This is a genomic window from Leisingera sp. ABM4_060 (assembly GCF_056158765.1).
Genome location: NZ_JBSWTX010000001.1, coordinates 2,819,987 through 2,836,747, shown reverse-complemented (window position 1 = coordinate 2,836,747; position 16,761 = coordinate 2,819,987). Strand labels below are relative to the sequence as shown.

Annotated in this window: 15 protein-coding genes; 8 read left to right on the top strand and 7 right to left on the bottom strand. The window is 64.6% G+C overall.

Annotated features, from left to right (window positions below; all coding sequences use genetic code 11):
• The first annotated feature begins 6 nt into the window (after positions 1–6).
• Together ACXAEH_RS13550 and ACXAEH_RS13545 are read left to right on the top strand one after the other, a co-directional pair.
• Positions 7–477: a nitrate reductase cytochrome c-type subunit gene (locus ACXAEH_RS13550; protein WP_475033480.1), complete on the top strand. Its 471-nt coding sequence runs from the start codon at positions 7–9 to the stop codon at positions 475–477.
• Positions 477–1,151 (top strand): cytochrome c3 family protein, encoded by a 675-nt coding sequence (locus ACXAEH_RS13545; RefSeq protein WP_475033478.1) that lies wholly within the window; start codon positions 477–479, stop codon positions 1,149–1,151. The genes ACXAEH_RS13550 and ACXAEH_RS13545 overlap by 1 nt, the downstream gene beginning before the upstream one ends.
• A gap of 83 nt (positions 1,152–1,234) precedes the next feature.
• On the opposite strand, the gene trhO is transcribed toward ACXAEH_RS13545, so the two are convergent.
• A complete protein-coding gene (gene trhO / locus ACXAEH_RS13540) occupies positions 1,235–2,146 on the bottom strand; it encodes an oxygen-dependent tRNA uridine(34) hydroxylase TrhO (protein WP_475033476.1) in 912 nt (303 codons plus the stop codon).
• Positions 2,147–2,326: 180 nt separating this feature from the next.
• Between trhO and pncA the strand changes: the two genes are divergently transcribed.
• The 3 genes from pncA (at position 2,327) to pncB (ending at position 6,610) form a co-directional block, all read left to right on the top strand.
• Entirely contained in the window at positions 2,327–2,923 is a 597-nt protein-coding gene (pncA, locus tag ACXAEH_RS13535; protein ID WP_475033474.1) for a bifunctional nicotinamidase/pyrazinamidase, read from the top strand.
• A 69-nt stretch (positions 2,924–2,992) separates the two neighbouring features.
• Positions 2,993–5,257, top strand: coding sequence for a hybrid sensor histidine kinase/response regulator (locus ACXAEH_RS13530; protein ID WP_475033472.1), 2,265 nt, complete (start codon positions 2,993–2,995; stop codon positions 5,255–5,257).
• Between the two features lie 63 nt (positions 5,258–5,320).
• On the top strand, positions 5,321–6,610 hold the full coding sequence (pncB, locus tag ACXAEH_RS13525) for a nicotinate phosphoribosyltransferase (protein ID WP_475033470.1): 1,290 nt from the start codon (positions 5,321–5,323) through the stop codon (positions 6,608–6,610).
• Positions 6,611–6,730: 120 nt separating this feature from the next.
• Here pncB and ACXAEH_RS13520 read toward each other — a convergent pair whose 3' ends face one another.
• Genes ACXAEH_RS13520 through ACXAEH_RS13500 form a run of 5 tightly spaced genes read right to left on the bottom strand, consistent with a single transcriptional unit; the run spans position 6,731 to position 11,999 of the window.
• A complete protein-coding gene (locus ACXAEH_RS13520; protein ID WP_475033469.1) occupies positions 6,731–8,188 on the bottom strand; it encodes an aldehyde dehydrogenase family protein in 1,458 nt (485 codons plus the stop codon).
• A complete protein-coding gene (locus tag ACXAEH_RS13515) occupies positions 8,181–8,654 on the bottom strand; it encodes a GNAT family N-acetyltransferase (RefSeq protein WP_475033467.1) in 474 nt (157 codons plus the stop codon). Before ACXAEH_RS13515 ends, ACXAEH_RS13520 begins: the two co-directional genes overlap by 8 nt.
• Positions 8,651–10,243 carry an ABC transporter ATP-binding protein gene (locus tag ACXAEH_RS13510; protein WP_475033465.1) on the bottom strand — a complete coding sequence of 531 codons (1,593 nt, stop codon included), beginning with the start codon at positions 10,241–10,243 and terminating at the stop codon, positions 8,651–8,653. Before ACXAEH_RS13510 ends, ACXAEH_RS13515 begins: the two co-directional genes overlap by 4 nt.
• Positions 10,240–11,055, bottom strand: coding sequence for an ABC transporter permease (locus ACXAEH_RS13505; protein ID WP_475033463.1), 816 nt, complete (start codon positions 11,053–11,055; stop codon positions 10,240–10,242). Before ACXAEH_RS13505 ends, ACXAEH_RS13510 begins: the two co-directional genes overlap by 4 nt.
• Positions 11,052–11,999, bottom strand: a complete 948-nt coding sequence (locus ACXAEH_RS13500) for an ABC transporter permease (RefSeq protein WP_475033461.1) — start codon at positions 11,997–11,999, stop codon at positions 11,052–11,054. Before ACXAEH_RS13500 ends, ACXAEH_RS13505 begins: the two co-directional genes overlap by 4 nt.
• Before the next feature lie 160 nt (positions 12,000–12,159).
• On the opposite strand from ACXAEH_RS13500, the gene ACXAEH_RS13495 reads away from it, so the two are divergent.
• Positions 12,160–13,278: an acetoin utilization protein AcuC gene (locus ACXAEH_RS13495; RefSeq protein WP_475033459.1), complete on the top strand. Its 1,119-nt coding sequence runs from the start codon at positions 12,160–12,162 to the stop codon at positions 13,276–13,278.
• Positions 13,279–13,387: 109 nt separating this feature from the next.
• On the opposite strand, the gene ACXAEH_RS13490 is transcribed toward ACXAEH_RS13495, so the two are convergent.
• Positions 13,388–14,866, bottom strand: a complete 1,479-nt coding sequence (locus ACXAEH_RS13490) for an ABC transporter substrate-binding protein (RefSeq protein WP_475033458.1) — start codon at positions 14,864–14,866, stop codon at positions 13,388–13,390.
• A 166-nt stretch (positions 14,867–15,032) separates the two neighbouring features.
• Here ACXAEH_RS13490 and panB point away from each other — a divergent pair, with 166 nt between their 5' ends.
• Positions 15,033–15,863, top strand: a complete 831-nt coding sequence (gene panB, locus ACXAEH_RS13485; protein WP_475033456.1) for a 3-methyl-2-oxobutanoate hydroxymethyltransferase — start codon at positions 15,033–15,035, stop codon at positions 15,861–15,863.
• Between the two features lie 8 nt (positions 15,864–15,871).
• Positions 15,872–16,732, top strand: a complete 861-nt coding sequence (gene panC, locus ACXAEH_RS13480) for a pantoate--beta-alanine ligase (RefSeq protein WP_475033454.1) — start codon at positions 15,872–15,874, stop codon at positions 16,730–16,732.
• The last annotated feature ends 29 nt before the right edge of the window (positions 16,733–16,761 follow it).

Below are 16,761 nucleotides of genomic sequence, written 5' to 3'. Positions count from 1 at the left end.
CCTGTCATGAAACATCTCCGTCTCGCCATCCTGGCTGTTCCGGTCTTTCTGGCCACCGCAGCCTTTGCCCAGAACCAGGTCGCCACGCTGCGCAACACCGCGCCGCTGGACCAAGAGGGCGAAGCCACCCAGATTCCCGGCATCGTCAACACCGACATCCGCCAGGTGCGCAACTACCCGGATCAGCCGCCGCTGATCCCGCATAAGACCGACAACTATCAGGTCGATCTGAACTCCAACAAATGCCTGACCTGCCACAGCCGCACCGCGGTGGAGGTGAGCCAGGCGCCGATGATCTCGGTCACCCACTTCATGAACCGCGAGGGCCAGACCCTGGGCGCGGTCAGCCCGCGGCGCTACTTCTGCAACCAGTGCCACGTAGTTCAAACCAACGCCCGGCCCCTGGTCGAGAATGAGTTCGTCGATGTCGACCGCGTGATCGACTACGTCAATGCACAGCAAAGCGGGGCGGACTGATGTGGGGTTTCATCAAACGGCTCTGGTGGATCATCAGGCGTCCCAGCGCTTTCTTCTCGCTTGGCTTTCTGACCATGGGCGGCTTTGTGATGGGGATCATCTTCTGGGGCGGCTTCAACACCGCGCTTGAGGTCACCAACACCGAGGCCTTCTGCACCAGCTGCCACGAAATGCGCGACAACGTGTTTGAGGAGCTGAAGCCGACGATCCACTATTCCAACCGCTCCGGCGTCCGCGCGTCCTGCCCGGACTGCCACGTGCCGCACAACTGGACCAACAAGATCGCCCGCAAGATGCAGGCCTCCAAGGAGGTCTGGGGCAAGATCTTCGGCACCATCAACACGCGGGAGAAATTCCTGGAGCACCGGCTGGAGCTGGCGCAGCACGAGTGGGCGCGGCTGGAGGCGAATGACTCGCTGGAATGCCGCAACTGCCACTCGGACGAGTCGATGGACATCACCCGCCAGTCTAAACGCGCTGCGGATGCGCATGAGCGTTTCCTGTTCACCGGCGAGAAGACCTGCATCAACTGCCACAAGGGCATCGCCCACCAGCTGCCCGACATGAGCGCGGCAGAGGGCGAGGACCATGCAGGCCTGCTGGCCCCGGTCTCTGCCCACGGCGAGGGCCTGCTGGCCAGTACCCGCAGCTATCTGGGGATGAGCAGCGACTGACGCAGCCCACCCCGCAAAACCACTAAAAAGGCCGCTGTCCCGATGGGCAGCGGCCTTTTTAGTGTCTGTTTTCAGGCTCAGGCTTATAGCGGGATACTGCCCAGGTGGCCTTCACCGCGCTCCCGCGCCAGCTTCATCTGCTTCTGCCGTTCGCGGAACCGGGCCTTGTCCGCGTCCGAGGTCTGATCGATGCACAGGTGGCAGGAGACGCCCTGTTCAAACTCAGGCCGCGCCTTGTCTTCAGGCAGGATCGGGCGGCGGCATCCGTGGCATAGCTCATGCGGGCCTTCGACCAGCCCGTGGCCGACCGAAACCCGGTTATCGAAGACAAAGCACTCGCCTTCCCAGGTGCTGTTGTCCGCAGGCATTTCCTCCAGATAGCGCAGGATGCCGCCCTTCAGGTGATAGACATCATCCACCCCCTGGCCCAGCAGGTAATTGGTGGATTTCTCGCAGCGGATGCCGCCGGTGCAGAACATCGCAACCCGCTTGTTGTGAAAGCGGTCTTTGTTCTCCTCCCACCAGGCGGGGAAGTCGCGAAAGCTCTCGGTCTTGGGGTCGATCGCGCCCTCAAAAGTGCCGATGGCCACCTCGTAATCGTTGCGGGTGTCGATCAGCACCACATCGTCCTGGCGGATCAGGTCGTTCCATTCCTCCGGCTCGACGTAATGCCCGACAGAGGCCAGCGGATCCACGTCCGGCTGGCCCATGGTCACGATCTCTTTCTTCAGGCGCACCTTCATCTTGCCAAAGGGCGGCTCAGCGGCGGTTGCCTCTTTCCACTCCAGCCCCGCACATCCCGGCAGCGCCTTGATATGCGCCAGCACCGCGTCGATACCTGCGCGCGGGCCTGCAATGGTGCCATTGATCCCCTCCTGCGCCAGCAAGAGCGACCCCTTGACGCCTTGCGCCTGGCACAGCTCCAGCAGGGCCGGCCGGATGGCGGCGGGATCGGGAAAACGGGTGAAGTGATAGAGGGCGGCAATCGTGTACATGCCCCGCCCTTAGAACCCTGGCGGGGGTAATTCAAGAGAAAGAACCATCGCCTGCGCGCCAGTAAAATAAGGGTATTGAATGCATCTATTGCACCTCCCGGCCCCCTGTCTGCCCAGCAAGAGTTCCCAAGACGCCCCCGCACCGCTAGATATTGTGTATGCCGGAAGAAGGAGCAGGTGATGACCCAGGCGCTGATCGTTGTCGATGTGCAGAACGATTTCTGTCCCGGAGGCGCGCTGGCCGTGCCCGGCGGCGACGAGGTGGTGGCCCCCATCAACGCGATGATGGCGCAATTCGAGACCGTGATCCTCACCCAGGACTGGCACCCGGCCGGGCATTCCTCCTTTGCCTCCTCGCATCCCGGCAAAGCGCCGTTTGAAACCGTTGAGATGGCCTATGGCACCCAGGTGCTTTGGCCCGATCACTGTGTCCAGGGCAGCGAAGGCGCCGCCTTCCGCGAGGGGTTGCGCACCGATGGCGACCTGATCCTGCGCAAGGGGTTCCGGGCCGGTATCGACAGCTACTCCGGGTTCTTCGAGAACGACCAGACCACCCCCACCGGGCTGGAGGGCTATCTGCGCAGCCGTGGCATCACCCGCCTCACCCTGGCCGGGCTGGCCACTGATTTCTGCGTTGCTTTCACCGCTCTGGACGCGGCGCGGCTTGGCTTTGCGGTGACGGTGGAACTGGCCGCCTGCCGGGCGATCGACCTGGACGGATCGCTGCAGGTGTCGCTGTCCCGGATGAAGGATGCCGGAATTGATATTCAATCCTGAGTTGATGCCTGAAAAAATTAACAATACCTGGTGTAAGCTGCCTGCAAACCCGGACGGCAAGGCAGATTGATGGATACTGCGGACAGGAGCGGCACCGGCCCTCTGGCCAGCTATTACAGGAAATACGGCTCGCTTGAGCTGCTGCTGCGCTATGCCCGCGGCCGGGTCCGTATGTTCTGGCCGCGCCAGCTGTTCATGTTCCTCGCCTTTGCTGTTCTTGGCCTGGTTGTGCCGCCGCTCTTTGCCCTGGCGGCCTTCACCGCCACCCTGGCAGGTGATGCCGCCGATTGCCTGCTGCTGCGCCAGGCGCGCGCGCTGGTCCGGCGCGGCATGTCCGAGGCCAGGCTGCGGCTGCTGACGACGCTGACCGCCTTCCTGCACGCCCTGTCGCTTAGCGCCGCCGCCACCACGCCCTTCTGGGTCGAAATGCCCTCGCTGATGGCGCATACCCATAACGAGCCGTTATACACCATCGGCCTGCTGGCCGGGGCGGGACTCAATGCCGGGCTGGTGCTGCCTTACCACCCGCGGGCAGTCATCGCCAAACTGCTGACCTATGCGGCGCTGCCGGTTGGTTTCCTCGCGGTGGAGATCATCGAAACCCCGGTTCTGGCACCGATGTATAACCTGCACCTGGCCGGTCTGGCGGTGCTCTATGTCTCCTATGGCTGGTTTCTGGCCTTTGTCATGCGCAACTTTGCCCGCACGCGCAGCAATATACTTGCCCAGGCCTTGCAGCAGCAGGAATTGGAAGGGGCCTATGCGCGGCTGTCCGAACAGCAGATGGAGGCCAAGCGCCTGGCCCTGGTGGCAGAGAATGCCAGCGACAGTGTCATGCTGATGGACCGGGAGGGGCGGATCACCTGGGTCAACGACAGTTTTACCCGCCTCACCGGCTATACCTCCCACGAGGCGGTGGGCCGGATGCCCGGCGATCTGCTGAACAGCGGCGAAACCGACCCCGCCACGATCCGGCAGCTGCAGGACAGCGTCCGCTATGCCCGGCCGGTGCGGGCGGAGATTTGCAACCGCCGCAAGGACGGGCAGCATATCTGGATCGAGACCAGCCAGGTTCCGATGCTGGACAGCGATGGCAAGCTGGAAACGCTGATCGCGGTGGAGCGGGACATTTCCGCCGCCAAGCAGCACGCCGAGCAGCTCGAAGAGGCGCGCATCGCCGCCGAAGAGGGCGCCCGGGCCAAGGCCGACTTCCTGGCCACCATGAGCCATGAGATCCGCACCCCGATGAACGGGGTGATCGGCATGGCGCAGCTGCTGCGCGACAGCGGGCTGAACGAAGAGCAGGAGCTTTATGCCGGTGCCATCCTCAGCTCGGCCGACACCCTGCTGGCGCTGATCAACGATGTCCTGGATTTCTCCAAGATGGAGTCCGAAGGCCTCACACTCAGCCAGACCAATTTCGATCCGCTTGCCTGTTTCAGCGAAACGGTCCAGTTGCTGCAGCCGCAGGCAGAGGCCAAGGGGCTGCAACTCAATCTCAGCATCGCGGAAGGGGTGCCGGGCCAGCTCTACGGCGATGACCGGCGGATCCGCCAGATCCTGATGAACCTGGCGGGCAATGCAATCAAATTCACCGAGCAGGGCCAGGTGCAGGTGGCACTCGATGCGGAGCCGGCCGGGGCGGGATACGATCTTGTCTTCTCGGTGACCGACACCGGCATCGGCATCGCCGAGGACAAGCTTGACGCGGTGTTCGAACGGTTCTCGCAGGCCGACGCCGCCATCAGCCGCCGCTTTGGCGGCACCGGTCTGGGGCTGGCCATTTCCCGCCGCCTGGCAAAGGCAATGGGCGGCAGCATCTCCGTGACGTCGGAACCGGGCCAGGGCTCCTGCTTTACCGCACGGCTGCGCCTGTCCGCGCCCCGGGCGAAACCCGAACCACCCGGCGCTGCGGCGGCAGCAACACCGGGCAGCGCGCCGGCTCTGGACGGGCTGCGGGTACTGGTGGCCGAAGACAATGCCCTGAACCGGGTACTGCTGGAAAAATTCCTGCAATCCGCCCCGGTGGAGCTGGATTTTGCCGAAAACGGCCGCGTGGCGGTGGACCGGTTCGAGACCTTTGCGCCGGACATCATCCTGATGGACATGTCGATGCCAGAGATGGACGGGCTGGAGGCGACCCGCGCGATCCGCGCTTTGGCACGGCCGCAGCCGGCCATTGTCGCGCTCACCGCCAATGCGTTTGACTCCGACCGCGAGGCCTGCCTGGCCGCCGGCATGGATGATTTCATGAGCAAACCCGTCAACCGGGGCAAGCTATTGGAGCTTTTGGAGCAATTGGCCCCGCAGGTGCAAAGCCGCCGGGCCGGCTGATTTCCTTTGCTCCCGCCCGCGGGCTATCCTATCAATCAATGACCCTTACGCACGAGGCCGCCGGTGGATATTGCAACCCGCGTCTACAATCACAAGTGGAAGATTGATCCGATTGTCCGGTCGCTGATCGACACGGATTTCTACAAGCTCTTGATGTGCCAGTCGGTGTTCCGCAACAAGCCGGACACCAATGTGACTTTCTCGCTGATCAACCGGTCCACCCATGTGCCACTGGCCAAGCTGATCGACGAGGGCGAGCTGCGCGAGCAGCTGGACCACATCCGCTCGCTGTCTCTCTCCCGCGGCGAAAGCACCTGGCTGCGCGGCAACACCTTCTATGGCAAGCGGCAGATGTTCCGCCCGGATTTCATGGAATGGTTCGAGGGCCTGCGCCTGCCGCCCTATCAGCTGGAACGCAAGGGCGACCAGTATGAGCTGACGTTCGAGGGCAAATGGCACGAGGTGATGCTGTGGGAAATCCCGGCGCTGGCCGTGCTGATGGAGCTGCGCAGCCGCGCGGTGATCAACAGCATGGGCCGGTTCGAGCTGCAGGTGCTCTATGCCCGCGCCATGACAAGGGTCTGGGAAAAGATCGAACGCCTGCGCACCGTGGACGGGCTGACGATTGCCGATTTCGGCACCCGCCGCCGCCATTCCTTCCTGTGGCAGGACTGGTGCGTGCAGGCAATGATCGAGGGGCTGGGCGAGAAATTCACCGGCACCTCCAACTGCCTCATTGCCATGCGCCGCGAGGTGGAGGCGATCGGCACCAACGCCCATGAACTGCCGATGGTCTACTCCGCGCTGGCCGAAGGCGACGCGGCATTGGCCCAGGCGCCCTATGACGTGCTGTCCGACTGGCATGATGAGCATGAGGGGAACCTGCGCATCATCCTGCCCGACACCTACGGCACCAAGGGCTTCCTCGACCGCGCACCGGACTGGCTGGCCGGCTGGACCGGCATCCGCATCGACAGCGGCGACCCGGCCAAGGGCGCCGAGGTGGCGATCAACTGGTGGAAGGCGCGCCGCGAGGATCCGGCAGAGAAGCGGGTGATCTTCTCCGATGGCCTCGACGTGCAGCAGATCCAGGACCTGCACGCGCAGTTCTCAGGCCGCACCAAGGTCTCCTTCGGCTGGGGCACGCTCTTGACCAACGACTTCCGCAAGCTGGTGCCGGATGACGCGCTGGCACCGTTCTCGCTGGTCTGCAAGGCCGTCGCCGCCAATAGCCGGCCCACGGTGAAATTGTCAGACAACCCGGAAAAGGCGATGGGTCCGGCGGAGGAAATCGCCCGCTACAAGCGCGTTTTCGGCGTCGGCCAACAGGAGCGGCAGGCGGTCATCGTTTGATAACACTTCGCCGGTATTGCGCCGGGTAATCTGCAAAGTAATACAATTTGTGGCAGAGCTTCTGCCCAATTGTTTCGCGCGCGAAACATTGGGACATAATGGCTGACCTATTTTCAGACACTAGCCGTGATGCGCCGCCACGGTCTTGAGCTGCGAGAATCCGTAAAGCGCCTCGAACCCTTTTTCCCGCCCGTGTCCGGATTTACCAACGCCGCCGAACGGCAGCTCTACCCCGCCGCCGGCTCCGTAGTTGTTGACAAACACCTGCCCCGCGCGCAGGCGTTTTGCCAGCCGCATCTGGCGGCCGCCATCCCGGGTCCAAACGCTGGCAACCAGCCCGTAGTCGGTGGCATTGGCAATCCGCAGCGCGTCGTCTTCGGTGTCAAAGGGGATCAGCACCTGCACCGGGCCAAAGATCTCCTCCCGCGCCAGGGCGTGATCCGGCGGCACATCGGCAAACAGAGTGGGGCGCACATAGGCGCCGGTCTTGGGCGCATGCTCCACGATGGCCCCCTGCGCCGCCACCGGCAGGTCCGCGCCCTGTTCCAGGTAACCCTCGACGATTTGTTTCTGCCGGGCAGAGATCAACGGCCCGACCCGCAGGTCTTCTGCCGCGGGCCCCACGGTCAGCGCGGCATAGGCTTCTGCCATACGGGCCTTCACATCTTCATAGACGCCGCGCTGCACCAGGATGCGGGAGGAGGCCGAACAGGTCTGACCCGCGTTCTGTATCCCGGCGTTGACTAGAAACGGCAGGGCCGCGTCCAGATCGGCATCATCAAACACCAGCTGAGGCGACTTGCCGCCCAATTCGAGCGTCACCGGCACCACGTTGACGCCTGCCGCCTGCTGTACCAGCGCGCCCGTGCGCACTGACCCGGTGAAGGAGATATGCTGCACGCCAGGGTGCCCCGCCAGCGCCGCGCCGGCCTCGGCGCCCAGGCCTGGCACCACGTTCAACGCACCCGCGGGCAACCCGGCCTCCATCGCGATATGGGCAAAGGCCAGCGCGGTCAGGCAGGCCTCCTCCGCCGGTTTCAACACACAGGCATTGCCCATGGCCAGTGCGGCGCCGACAGACCGTCCGATGATCTGCATCGGGTAGTTCCAGGGCACGATATGGCCGGTCACCCCATGCGGCTCGCGCAGGGTATAGACGGTGTAGCCGTCCAAGTAAGGGATGGTCTCCCCCATCACCTTGTCTGCTGCGCCGCCGTAGAATTCACAGTACCGCGCCAGCGCCACCGCATCGGCGCGCGCCTGGGTCAGCGGCTTGCCCACGTCCAATGCTTCAATCGCGGCCAGGAGGTCCACCCGCTCCAGCACGAACTGGCTGATCCGGGTCAGGATGCGGCCCCGCTCCAGCGCAGTCATGCGGCCCCAGTCTCCGTCCAGCGCGGCCTGTGCTGCATGCACGGCGGCGTCAATGTCCGCGGGGCCGCCCCGGGCAATCCGGCATATCCCGCTGCCATCCGAAGGGTTTACCAGCGGCAGGGTTTCGCCGCTGGCGCCAGGCACCCAAGCGCCGCCCACAAGGCAAAGCGCGGGATCGAACCAGAGGGGGGAGGTGTCAGTCATCATGCGCTCCTGCGATGTCGAAGCTGTAGCTTTTGATCTGATGTTCGGTGAAAGGCGCGCCCTCGCGCAAGCCCCGTATGCCCGGCAGAATGCTGAGGCAGGTGCCCCAGAAGGCCACCGCCTGGCGCGAGGACTTGGACAGCCCCATGCGCCAGCGGCCCGGAAACTCCCGCAAGATCAGCGTTGCGGCCTGCTGCCCCCAGCCTTGGCGGCGGTGCTGCGGCAGGATGCAGAACTCCGACAGCTCGCGCCGGTCGTCGGGCAGGTTCAGCACGATGGCAAACCCGATGCGCTGAGCATCCCTTCTGATCCAGAAAGCCGTGACATCCTTGCGATGCAGCATCTGGCCTGCGCGTCCGGTCGGGTCAATTGCCGCCTGCGGTGCCACTTCGGTGAAATACGGGGCCAGCGCGGCTGCAAAGAGGGCCTGCTCCCGCGGCAGGATCAGCGCCAGCGACAGGGTCATGCCGCCCCCTGATCCAGATCAGGCAGCACAGGTGCTGCGGCGATCAGCTGCCGGGTGTAGGGGTGCTGCGGATTGGAGAAGACGTCTTCGGTCAGGCCCTGTTCGACGATCTCGCCCTTTTGCATCACCAGGCAGCGATCGGTGATGGTGCGCACCACGCTCAGGTCGTGGCTGATGAACAGATAGGTGAGGGCATAGGCCTCGCACAGCTCTGCCAGCAAATCCAGAATGCGGGCGCGGACCGAGACATCGAGAGCGGAAACCGCCTCGTCAAAGATGATCAGCTCCGGCCTTGTGATCAGGGCGCGGGCGACGGCGATGCGCTGGCGCTGGCCGCCGGAGAACTGATGGATGTATTTCTGCGCATCTCCGGGCTGCAATCCAACGGCAGTGAGGGTTTCGGCAATCAGATCCCTGCGGGCGGTGCCGGCGGGCGGAGCCTCCAGCATGTGGAAAGGCTCGGTGATCAGCCGCTCCACCTTATGGCGCGGATTGAAGCTGCCGTAGGGGTCCTGGAACACCACTTGCATCTTGCCGCGGAGGCTGGGTTCCAGCTGAGTCGCAATGGGCGTTCCATCCAGCCGGATTTCCCCGCCTTGCAGCGGCTCCAAGCCCAGAATGGCCCTTGTTAGGGTCGATTTTCCGCAGCCCGACTCGCCCACCAGCCCCAGCCGTTCACCACGGTTCAGGGTGAAGGAGACGTCCTTGACGGCGCGGAATATACCGGGTTCGGAGAACAGCGATCCGCGCGGTGTCTTGTAGTCGCGGACTGCGTTCCGGACCTCCAGCAGCGGCGCCGGAGCGGGTGGTTCCGGCAACGCCACCTGATGGTTGGACGCGGCAAACAGCATCCGCGAGTAGGGGTGGCGCATGTTGCGCAGCAGCCAGTCTGTGCGGCCGGTTTCCACCACTTCGCCATTGCGCATCACGACGATGCGGTCGGCCAGATCCGCCACCACCGCCAGGTCATGGGTGATGATCATCAGCCCCATGCCGTAGTCCTGCACCAAGTCCTTGAGCAGCGCGAGGATCTGCGCCTGGGTGGTCACGTCCAGCGCGGTTGTCGGCTCATCCGCGATCAGCAGCTTGGGGCGCAGGGCGATGGCCATGGCAATCACCACCCGCTGGCGCTGGCCGCCCGACAGCTCATGCGGATAGCGCGACAGCGGAAAGCGGTCCGCAGGCAGGCCGACCCGGTCCAGCACGTCGCGTGCGCGTGCCTCGGCCTTCTCGCGCGGCATCGCGCCATGGATCAGGATGGTCTCCATCACCTGCGCACCGATGGTCTTGACCGGATTGAGCGCGGTCATCGGCTCCTGGAACACCATGCCAACGGATTGGCCGCGGATGGCGCACATCTGCGTCTCGCTCTGCTCCAGCAACTGGGTGCCGTCCAGCGTGACATAGCCCTTGGCCTGCGCCGGATCGGGCAGCAGCCCCATCACCGCCAGCGCCGTCATTGACTTGCCGGAGCCGCTCTCGCCGGTGATGGCCACGATCTCGCCCGGATCAACGTGGAAGGACACGTCCTTCAGCACTTGAAAGGCGCCGATCCTGACCGACAGGCTGGTGACATCCAACAGAGTCATGTCCGTGCCACCCTCAGCTTCGGGTCCAGATAGTCGCGCAACCCGTCGCCCAGCAGGTTCAGCCCCAGCACGGTCAGGATGATCGCCATACCCGGGACCAGCGCCAGATGCGGGGCAAAGCTGACCATGGTCTGCGCATCGGCCAGCATCCGGCCCCAACTGGGTGTGGGCGGCTGTGCGCCCAGGCCGACATAGCTGAGGCCAGCCTCCGCCAGGATACCGAGCGAGAACTGGATGGTGCCCTGCACGATCAAGAGGTTCAGCACATTGGGCAGGATATGCTCGGCCGAGATCCGCGCGGCGCCCTTGCCCGCAACCCGCGCGGCCAGGATGAACTCCCGCTCCCATAAGGAAAGCGCCGCGCCGCGGGTGATGCGGGCAAAGACGGGGATGTTGAAGATGCCGATGGCGATAATGGCGTTGACTGCCCCGGCCCCCAGCACGGCGGTGATCAGGATGGCGATCACCAGCGAGGGAAAGGCAAAGACCAGATCGTTGCCGCGCATGATCGCCTCATCCAGCCACGATCCTTTGCGCGCGGCGGCGGCCAGCCCCAGCGGAACGCCCGCGCCCATGCCGATGCCAACCGCCACCAGTGCCACCGCGATGGAGGTGCGGGCGCCGACCATGATCATCGACATCAGGTCGCGGCCGAAGTGATCGGTGCCCAGCCAGTGCTGTGCATTGGGCGTTTGCAGCTTGGCCGGGATGTTCATCGCCGCGTGGTCAAACGGCGTCCACAAGAACGACACCGCCGCCGCCAGCAGCACCAGCGAGGACAGCAGGCCGCCGAGGATCAGGTTTCGGGTCATGTCCGGCTCCTGAGGCGGGGGTCGACCAGCGCATAGGCCAGGTCGACCAGGAAATTCACTGTAATGACGGCAAAGACCAGGAGCATGACCACTGATTCCACCACGATCAGATCGCGCGAGGAAATCGCCTGGAACACAAGCCGCCCAAGACCGGGCAGGTAGAACACCTGCTCAATGATGATGGCGCCCGCCAGCAGGAAGGAGAACTGCAACCCGATGATGGTCAGCACCGGGATCAAGGCGTTGCGGACCCCGTGCCGCCACAGTGCCTGGTTCCTTGTCAGCCCCTTGGCCCGGGCAGTGCGGATGAAATCCTCACCCAGGATGTCCAAGAGGGACGACCGCATGACCCGCGTCAGGATTGCCGCCTGCGGCAGCGCCAGCGCGATGGCGGGCAGGGTGAGCGCGTGAAGACCAGCCCACAGCCCGGCCTCCCAGCCCGGAAACCCGCCGGCGCTGAACCAGCGCAGGTTGATGGCAAAGATCAGGACCAGCATCATCGCAAACCAGAAGTTCGGCACCGCGACGCCCAGCTGGGTGGCGCCCATTACCGCCATGTCGCCCGGCTTGCCGCGGCGGGCGGCGGCATAGATGCCTGCCGGAAAGGCGATCAGGGTGGACAGCGTCAGCGCATAAAGCGCCAGCGGCAGCGACACCCACATCCGGTCTGCGATCATCCCCGCAACCGGCGTGCGGTAGGTGTAGGAGGTGCCGAAATCGCCGCTCAGCATGCCGGCGGCCCAGGCCAGGTAGCGGGCGGGTTTGCTTTGATCCAGCCCCAGCTCCGCCTTCAGTGCGGCGACGGTGTCGGCCTGTGCATTGACCCCCAGCATGAAAGACGCGGGATCGCCCGGCGCCACTTCCACCACGAGGAAGATCACCAGCGAGGCCACGGCCAGGCTGAGGATCAGGGACAACAGGCGTTTCAGGGCATAACGCAGCATGGCTGTCACGTTAGGAGACCGCGGAGGACGGGTCTAGAGGGCGGCAGAGGGAAACCTGAGCGGGCAGGTAAAAATGCGCAACGTCAAAGGGTTGGGCGTATCTCCCCCGAATTGGCCGCAGGCCCTTTGGCATCCGGCCGAAACCGTCTATCACTGTGCCATGCTGTCCCGTCCCCTGTTCATCGGATCGGAAATCTACCGCGGGTCGTCTTATGGGCGCACCCATCCTCTGCGGGTGCCGCGGGTCTCAACGGTGATGGACCTCTCCCGCGCGCTGGGCTGGCTGCCGGATGCGGTCTATGTGAACTCTCCCCGCGCCAAACCCGCGGCGCTGACGGTGTGGCACACGCCAGAGTATGTCGCGGCGCTGCAGGCGGCTGAGGCGGCGCAGGAGGTGAGTGCGGAGGTGCGCGCACGGCACCACCTGGGCACCATTTCCAACCCGGTGTTCCCGGAGATCTTCCGCCGCCCGGCCACCGCTGCGGGCGGGTCGATCCTGGCGGGGGAGCTGCTGGCGGAGGGCGGCATCGTTTATAATCCCGCGGGCGGTACTCACCATGGGATGCCCGACCGCGCCAACGGCTTCTGCTATCTGAACGATCCGGTGCTGGCGATGCTGTCGCTGCGCCATCACGGCGCGCAGCGCATCGCCTATGTGGACATCGACGCCCATCACGCCGACGGGGTGGAGCATGGCTTTGCCGGCGATCCGGACGTGCTGATGATCTCGGTGCATGAGGAAAACCTTTGGCCCAAGACCGGCAGGCTGACCGATGACGCGGGCGGCTCTGCCCTGAACCTGCCGGTGCCGCGCGGGTTCAACGATGATGAGATGGCCCACATCCGCGACGCGCTGATCCTGCCGGCGGTCGAGGCGTTTCAACCGGATGCCATCGTGCTGCAATGCGGGGCGGATGCCGTCACCGAAGACCCGCTGCCGCATCTGGAGCTGTCGAACAACGCGCATTGGGCGGTGGTGCGGATGCTGATGGGGATAGCGCCGCGTTATCTGGTGCTTGGCGGGGGCGGCTATAACCCGTGGTCCGTCGGGCGACTCTGGACCGGCGTCTGGGCCACGCTGAACGGGTTTGACGTGCCGCAGCAGTTGCCTGAACCGGCGGAACAGGTCCTGCGCGGGCTGGAGTTCAACGGCAACCGCCTGGGCCGCAACCCGCCGCAGCATTGGTTCACCACGCTGCGCGACCAGCCGCGCGGCGGCGAGGTGCGGCGGGAAATCCGGGAGAGGGTGAATTATTTGCGGAATACACGGGGGCTGTGATTTGTAAAGGGCATCGCCCGCGTCGTGCTGGAAGCACGCCTCCGGCATGACGGGGGGCGGTTCGGGCGCTGCCCGGCCTGCCGGCCGGGCGTTCGGTTGCAAGCTGGGACTATTCCGCCCAGCTGAGCGCGCTGAGGTCGATGGCCGCTGTCGGCGCGTTCTCCCACAGCCCCTGCAGCCCCGCCTTGGCCACCCCCAGCTTGGCCAGCTGGAACAGGTAGCCGTTTACATAATCCGCCGCGATCATCTCCTGCGCCTCCTGCAGGATCGCAGTGCGGGCCTCCGGACCGGTGGTGGCGGTCAGTTTGGCCATCAGTTCCTGGAAGGATTTGCTGTCGTACTGGAAATAATACTCGGGCCGGGCATAGATGCCGATGTCCATCGGCTCAGTGTGGCTGACGATGGTCAGGCCAAAGTTCTTGCCGCGGAACACGCTTTCCAGCCATTGCGCCCATTCGACGTTGATGATCTCGGCCCTGATCCCCACTTCCGCCAGCTGCGCCGCAACAATCTCGCCGCCGCGGCGGGCGTAGGAGGGAGGCGGCAGGTGCAGCGTGGTCTCGAACCCGTCCGGGAAGCCCGCCTCCGCCAGCAGCGCCTTTGCCTGCTCCGGGTCGTAAGAGGACGCGCCGGTCAGGTCCTTGTAGGCCGGGTGGTGCGGCGCAAAATGGGTGCCGATCGGGGTGCCATAGCCGAACATGGCACCGTCGATGATCGCCTGCCGGTCGATGGCATGGGCCAGGGCTTGCCGCACCCGGATGTCATCAAACGGCGGCTGCTTGTTGTTGGTGGACAGGATCGTCTCGCCCTCGGTCGAGCCGACCAGCACCTGGAACCGCGGATCGGCGTCGAACTGCGGCAGGTTCTCCGGCGCCGGGAAGTTGTCGAAGGCGTCGATGTCCTCCGCCATCATCGCGGCAAAGGCAGCGGTGGGATCGGAGATGAACTTGAATGTGGCCGAGGCCAGCGCGGGCTGCGCGCCCCAGTAATCGGGGTTGCGCGCCAGCGTGATGCGGTCGCCCTGCACCCACTCCTGGAACGTATAGGCGCCGGTGCCGACCGGATTGGTCTTGATGTCTCCGATGCTCTCCGGTGCCACGATCACCGCATCGCCCCAGGCGAGGTTGAACAGCAGGCTGCCGTTTGGCGCCTCCAGCGTGACCTTCACCGTCTGCGGATCCACCGCCTCTACTGATGTAATCCCGGCAAACAGCGCCTTTTGCGCGTTGGTGCTGTCTTCGGCGCGCGCACGGTCGAGCGAGAATTTCACATCCTCTGCATCCATCGCGCTGCCGTCGTGGAAGGTGACATCCTCACGCAGCTTGAAGGTATAGACGGTGCCGTCCTCAGAGATCTCCCAGCTTTCCGCCAGCCCCGGCACCACCGATCCATCGCCCATAAACCGCGTAAGCCCCTCGAAGATATTGCTGTAAACCACCGAGTCGATGGCCTGTGCGGCGGCGCTGGTCGGGTCCAGATGCGGCGGCTCCAGCTGCATGGCGATGGTGACGCTGTCCTTGGCCCAGGCGCTGCCTGCCATCAGGGCCAGCGCGGAACTTGCCGCAAGAACGAAGGATTTGAATGCCATTTGAAAACTCCCTGATGTGCTATACTCGGGCCCGGAACGGCGCTTATGGGAAACGAGTTTCCCACTTTCCCGGGCGTAATCAAGGCTTAGGGACATTTCGCGCACTGGAAGCACGCGGCGTTAATTGATAATCCGTGCGCACTTAAGGAACCGCGGACAGGAAGCCATGAGCGCAACAGCCAAGAAACAGGCGCCCAACGCCGAAGACATCCGGGCCCGCAAGGGCGGCACGCCTTTGGTGAGCCTGACAGCCTATACCACGCCGATGGCGCGGCTGATGGATGAGCACTGCGATTTCGTACTGGTCGGCGACAGCGTCGGCATGGTGCTGCACGGGCTGACCTCAACCCTGTCTGTCACCATGGAGATGATGATCCTGCACGGCCAGGCGGTGGCGCGCGGGCTGGACAAGGCAATGCTGGTCATCGACATGCCATTCGGGTCTTACGAGGAAGATCCGCAGCAGGCCTTCCGCAACGCCGCCCGGCTGATGGCCGAGACCGGCTGCGCCGCGGTCAAGCTGGAGGGCGGTGTCGAGATGGCCGAAACCATCCGCTTTCTCGTGAAGCGCGGCATCCCGGTGATGGCGCATATCGGCCTGACACCGCAGTCGATCAACACGCTGGGCGGCTACAAGGTGCAGGGCCGCGAGGAGCAGGCCGAAGCGGTGCTGGCCGACGCCCGCGCTGTGGCCGAGGCCGGGGCGTTTTCGGTCGTGCTGGAGAAGGTGCCGCAGGTGCTGGCCGACAAGATCACGTCTGAGGTGGCAATCCCCACCATCGGTATCGGCGCCAGTGCCGGTTGCGATGGGCAGATCCTGGTGGTCGACGACATGCTGGGCTTCTTCACCGCCTTCAAACCGAAATTCGTGAAACGCTATGCCGACCTCGGCCCGCTGGCTGAGGCTGCTATTGCCGAATATGCCGCCGAGGTGCGCGCCCGCAGCTTCCCGGCGGCCGAACACGTCTTTGCCGACCAGGCGCCCTCCAAAGGATGACTTCCGAAATGACCGCACCGATCCTGCGCCGCCTGTCTGACCTGCGCGCCAAGACAGCCGAATGGCGCCGCAACGGCGAGACCATTGGCCTGGTGCCCACCATGGGCGCGCTGCACGCAGGCCACCTGTCGCTGGCTGCTGCCGCCAAACAGGACTGCGACCGGGTGATCGTCACCATTTTCGTGAACCCCAAGCAGTTCAACAAACCGGAAGACCTGGCGAACTACCCGCGCACCGAAAACGAGGATGCGGAAAAACTCGCGCATCTCGGCATCGACCTGATCTATTGCCCTGACCCGGACCAGATTTATCCCGACGGCTATGCCACCAATGTCTCGGTCGGCGGCAGTATCACTGCGGTGATGGAGGGCCCCTTCCGCCCCGGCCATTTCGACGGGGTGGCAACGGTTGTTGCCAAACTCTTCCTGCAGACCAGCGCCGACAAGGCGTTCTTTGGCCAGAAGGATTACCAGCAGCTGATGGTGGTCACCCGCATGGCCCGCGATCTGGACATCCCGATCGAGGTGGTCGGCTGCGAAACCGTGCGCGAGGCTTCGGGCCTCGCCATGTCGTCGCGCAATCTGCTCTTGTCTGATGCGGCTTTGGCCAAGGCGGCCGCCTTGAACGCAGCGATGCGGGAGGCCGCTGCCAAGGCTTCGGCAGGCGAACCCTGGGCGCCATTGGAAGCCGCTGCCCGGCAGGGGCTGGCGGATGCCGGTTTTGGCGATGTCGAGTATTTCGACCTGCGCTGTGCCCAAACGCTGGAGGCGCTGGACACGCCCTCCCGCCCCGCCCGCCTGCTGGCGGCCGCCTGGATGGATGGCGTCCGGCTGATCGACAATATCGAAGTTCCTGAACTAAACGCTTAGTAAGGGCTGGTAGCGGTACCGGATTTGCG

What these genes read in the sequence shown, in the direction of transcription:
- panC (WP_475033454.1), top strand. Translation starts at nt 15,872, where the DNA reads ATGACCGCACCGATCCTGCGCCGCCTGTCTGACCTGCGCGCCAAGACA.
- ACXAEH_RS13500 (WP_475033461.1), bottom strand. Translation starts at nt 11,999, where the DNA reads ATGCTGCGTTATGCCCTGAAACGCCTGTTGTCCCTGATCCTCAGCCTG.
- ACXAEH_RS13490 (WP_475033458.1), bottom strand. Translation starts at nt 14,866, where the DNA reads ATGGCATTCAAATCCTTCGTTCTTGCGGCAAGTTCCGCGCTGGCCCTG.
- pncA (WP_475033474.1), top strand. Translation starts at nt 2,327, where the DNA reads ATGACCCAGGCGCTGATCGTTGTCGATGTGCAGAACGATTTCTGTCCC.
- ACXAEH_RS13550 (WP_475033480.1), top strand. Translation starts at nt 7, where the DNA reads ATGAAACATCTCCGTCTCGCCATCCTGGCTGTTCCGGTCTTTCTGGCC.
- trhO (WP_475033476.1), bottom strand. Translation starts at nt 2,146, where the DNA reads ATGTACACGATTGCCGCCCTCTATCACTTCACCCGTTTTCCCGATCCC.
- ACXAEH_RS13515 (WP_475033467.1), bottom strand. Translation starts at nt 8,654, where the DNA reads ATGACCCTGTCGCTGGCGCTGATCCTGCCGCGGGAGCAGGCCCTCTTT.
- panB (WP_475033456.1), top strand. Translation starts at nt 15,033, where the DNA reads ATGAGCGCAACAGCCAAGAAACAGGCGCCCAACGCCGAAGACATCCGG.
- ACXAEH_RS13505 (WP_475033463.1), bottom strand. Translation starts at nt 11,055, where the DNA reads ATGACCCGAAACCTGATCCTCGGCGGCCTGCTGTCCTCGCTGGTGCTG.
- ACXAEH_RS13510 (WP_475033465.1), bottom strand. Translation starts at nt 10,243, where the DNA reads ATGACTCTGTTGGATGTCACCAGCCTGTCGGTCAGGATCGGCGCCTTT.
- ACXAEH_RS13530 (WP_475033472.1), top strand. Translation starts at nt 2,993, where the DNA reads ATGGATACTGCGGACAGGAGCGGCACCGGCCCTCTGGCCAGCTATTAC.
- ACXAEH_RS13520 (WP_475033469.1), bottom strand. Translation starts at nt 8,188, where the DNA reads ATGACTGACACCTCCCCCCTCTGGTTCGATCCCGCGCTTTGCCTTGTG.
- ACXAEH_RS13495 (WP_475033459.1), top strand. Translation starts at nt 12,160, where the DNA reads ATGCTGTCCCGTCCCCTGTTCATCGGATCGGAAATCTACCGCGGGTCG.
- ACXAEH_RS13545 (WP_475033478.1), top strand. Translation starts at nt 477, where the DNA reads ATGTGGGGTTTCATCAAACGGCTCTGGTGGATCATCAGGCGTCCCAGC.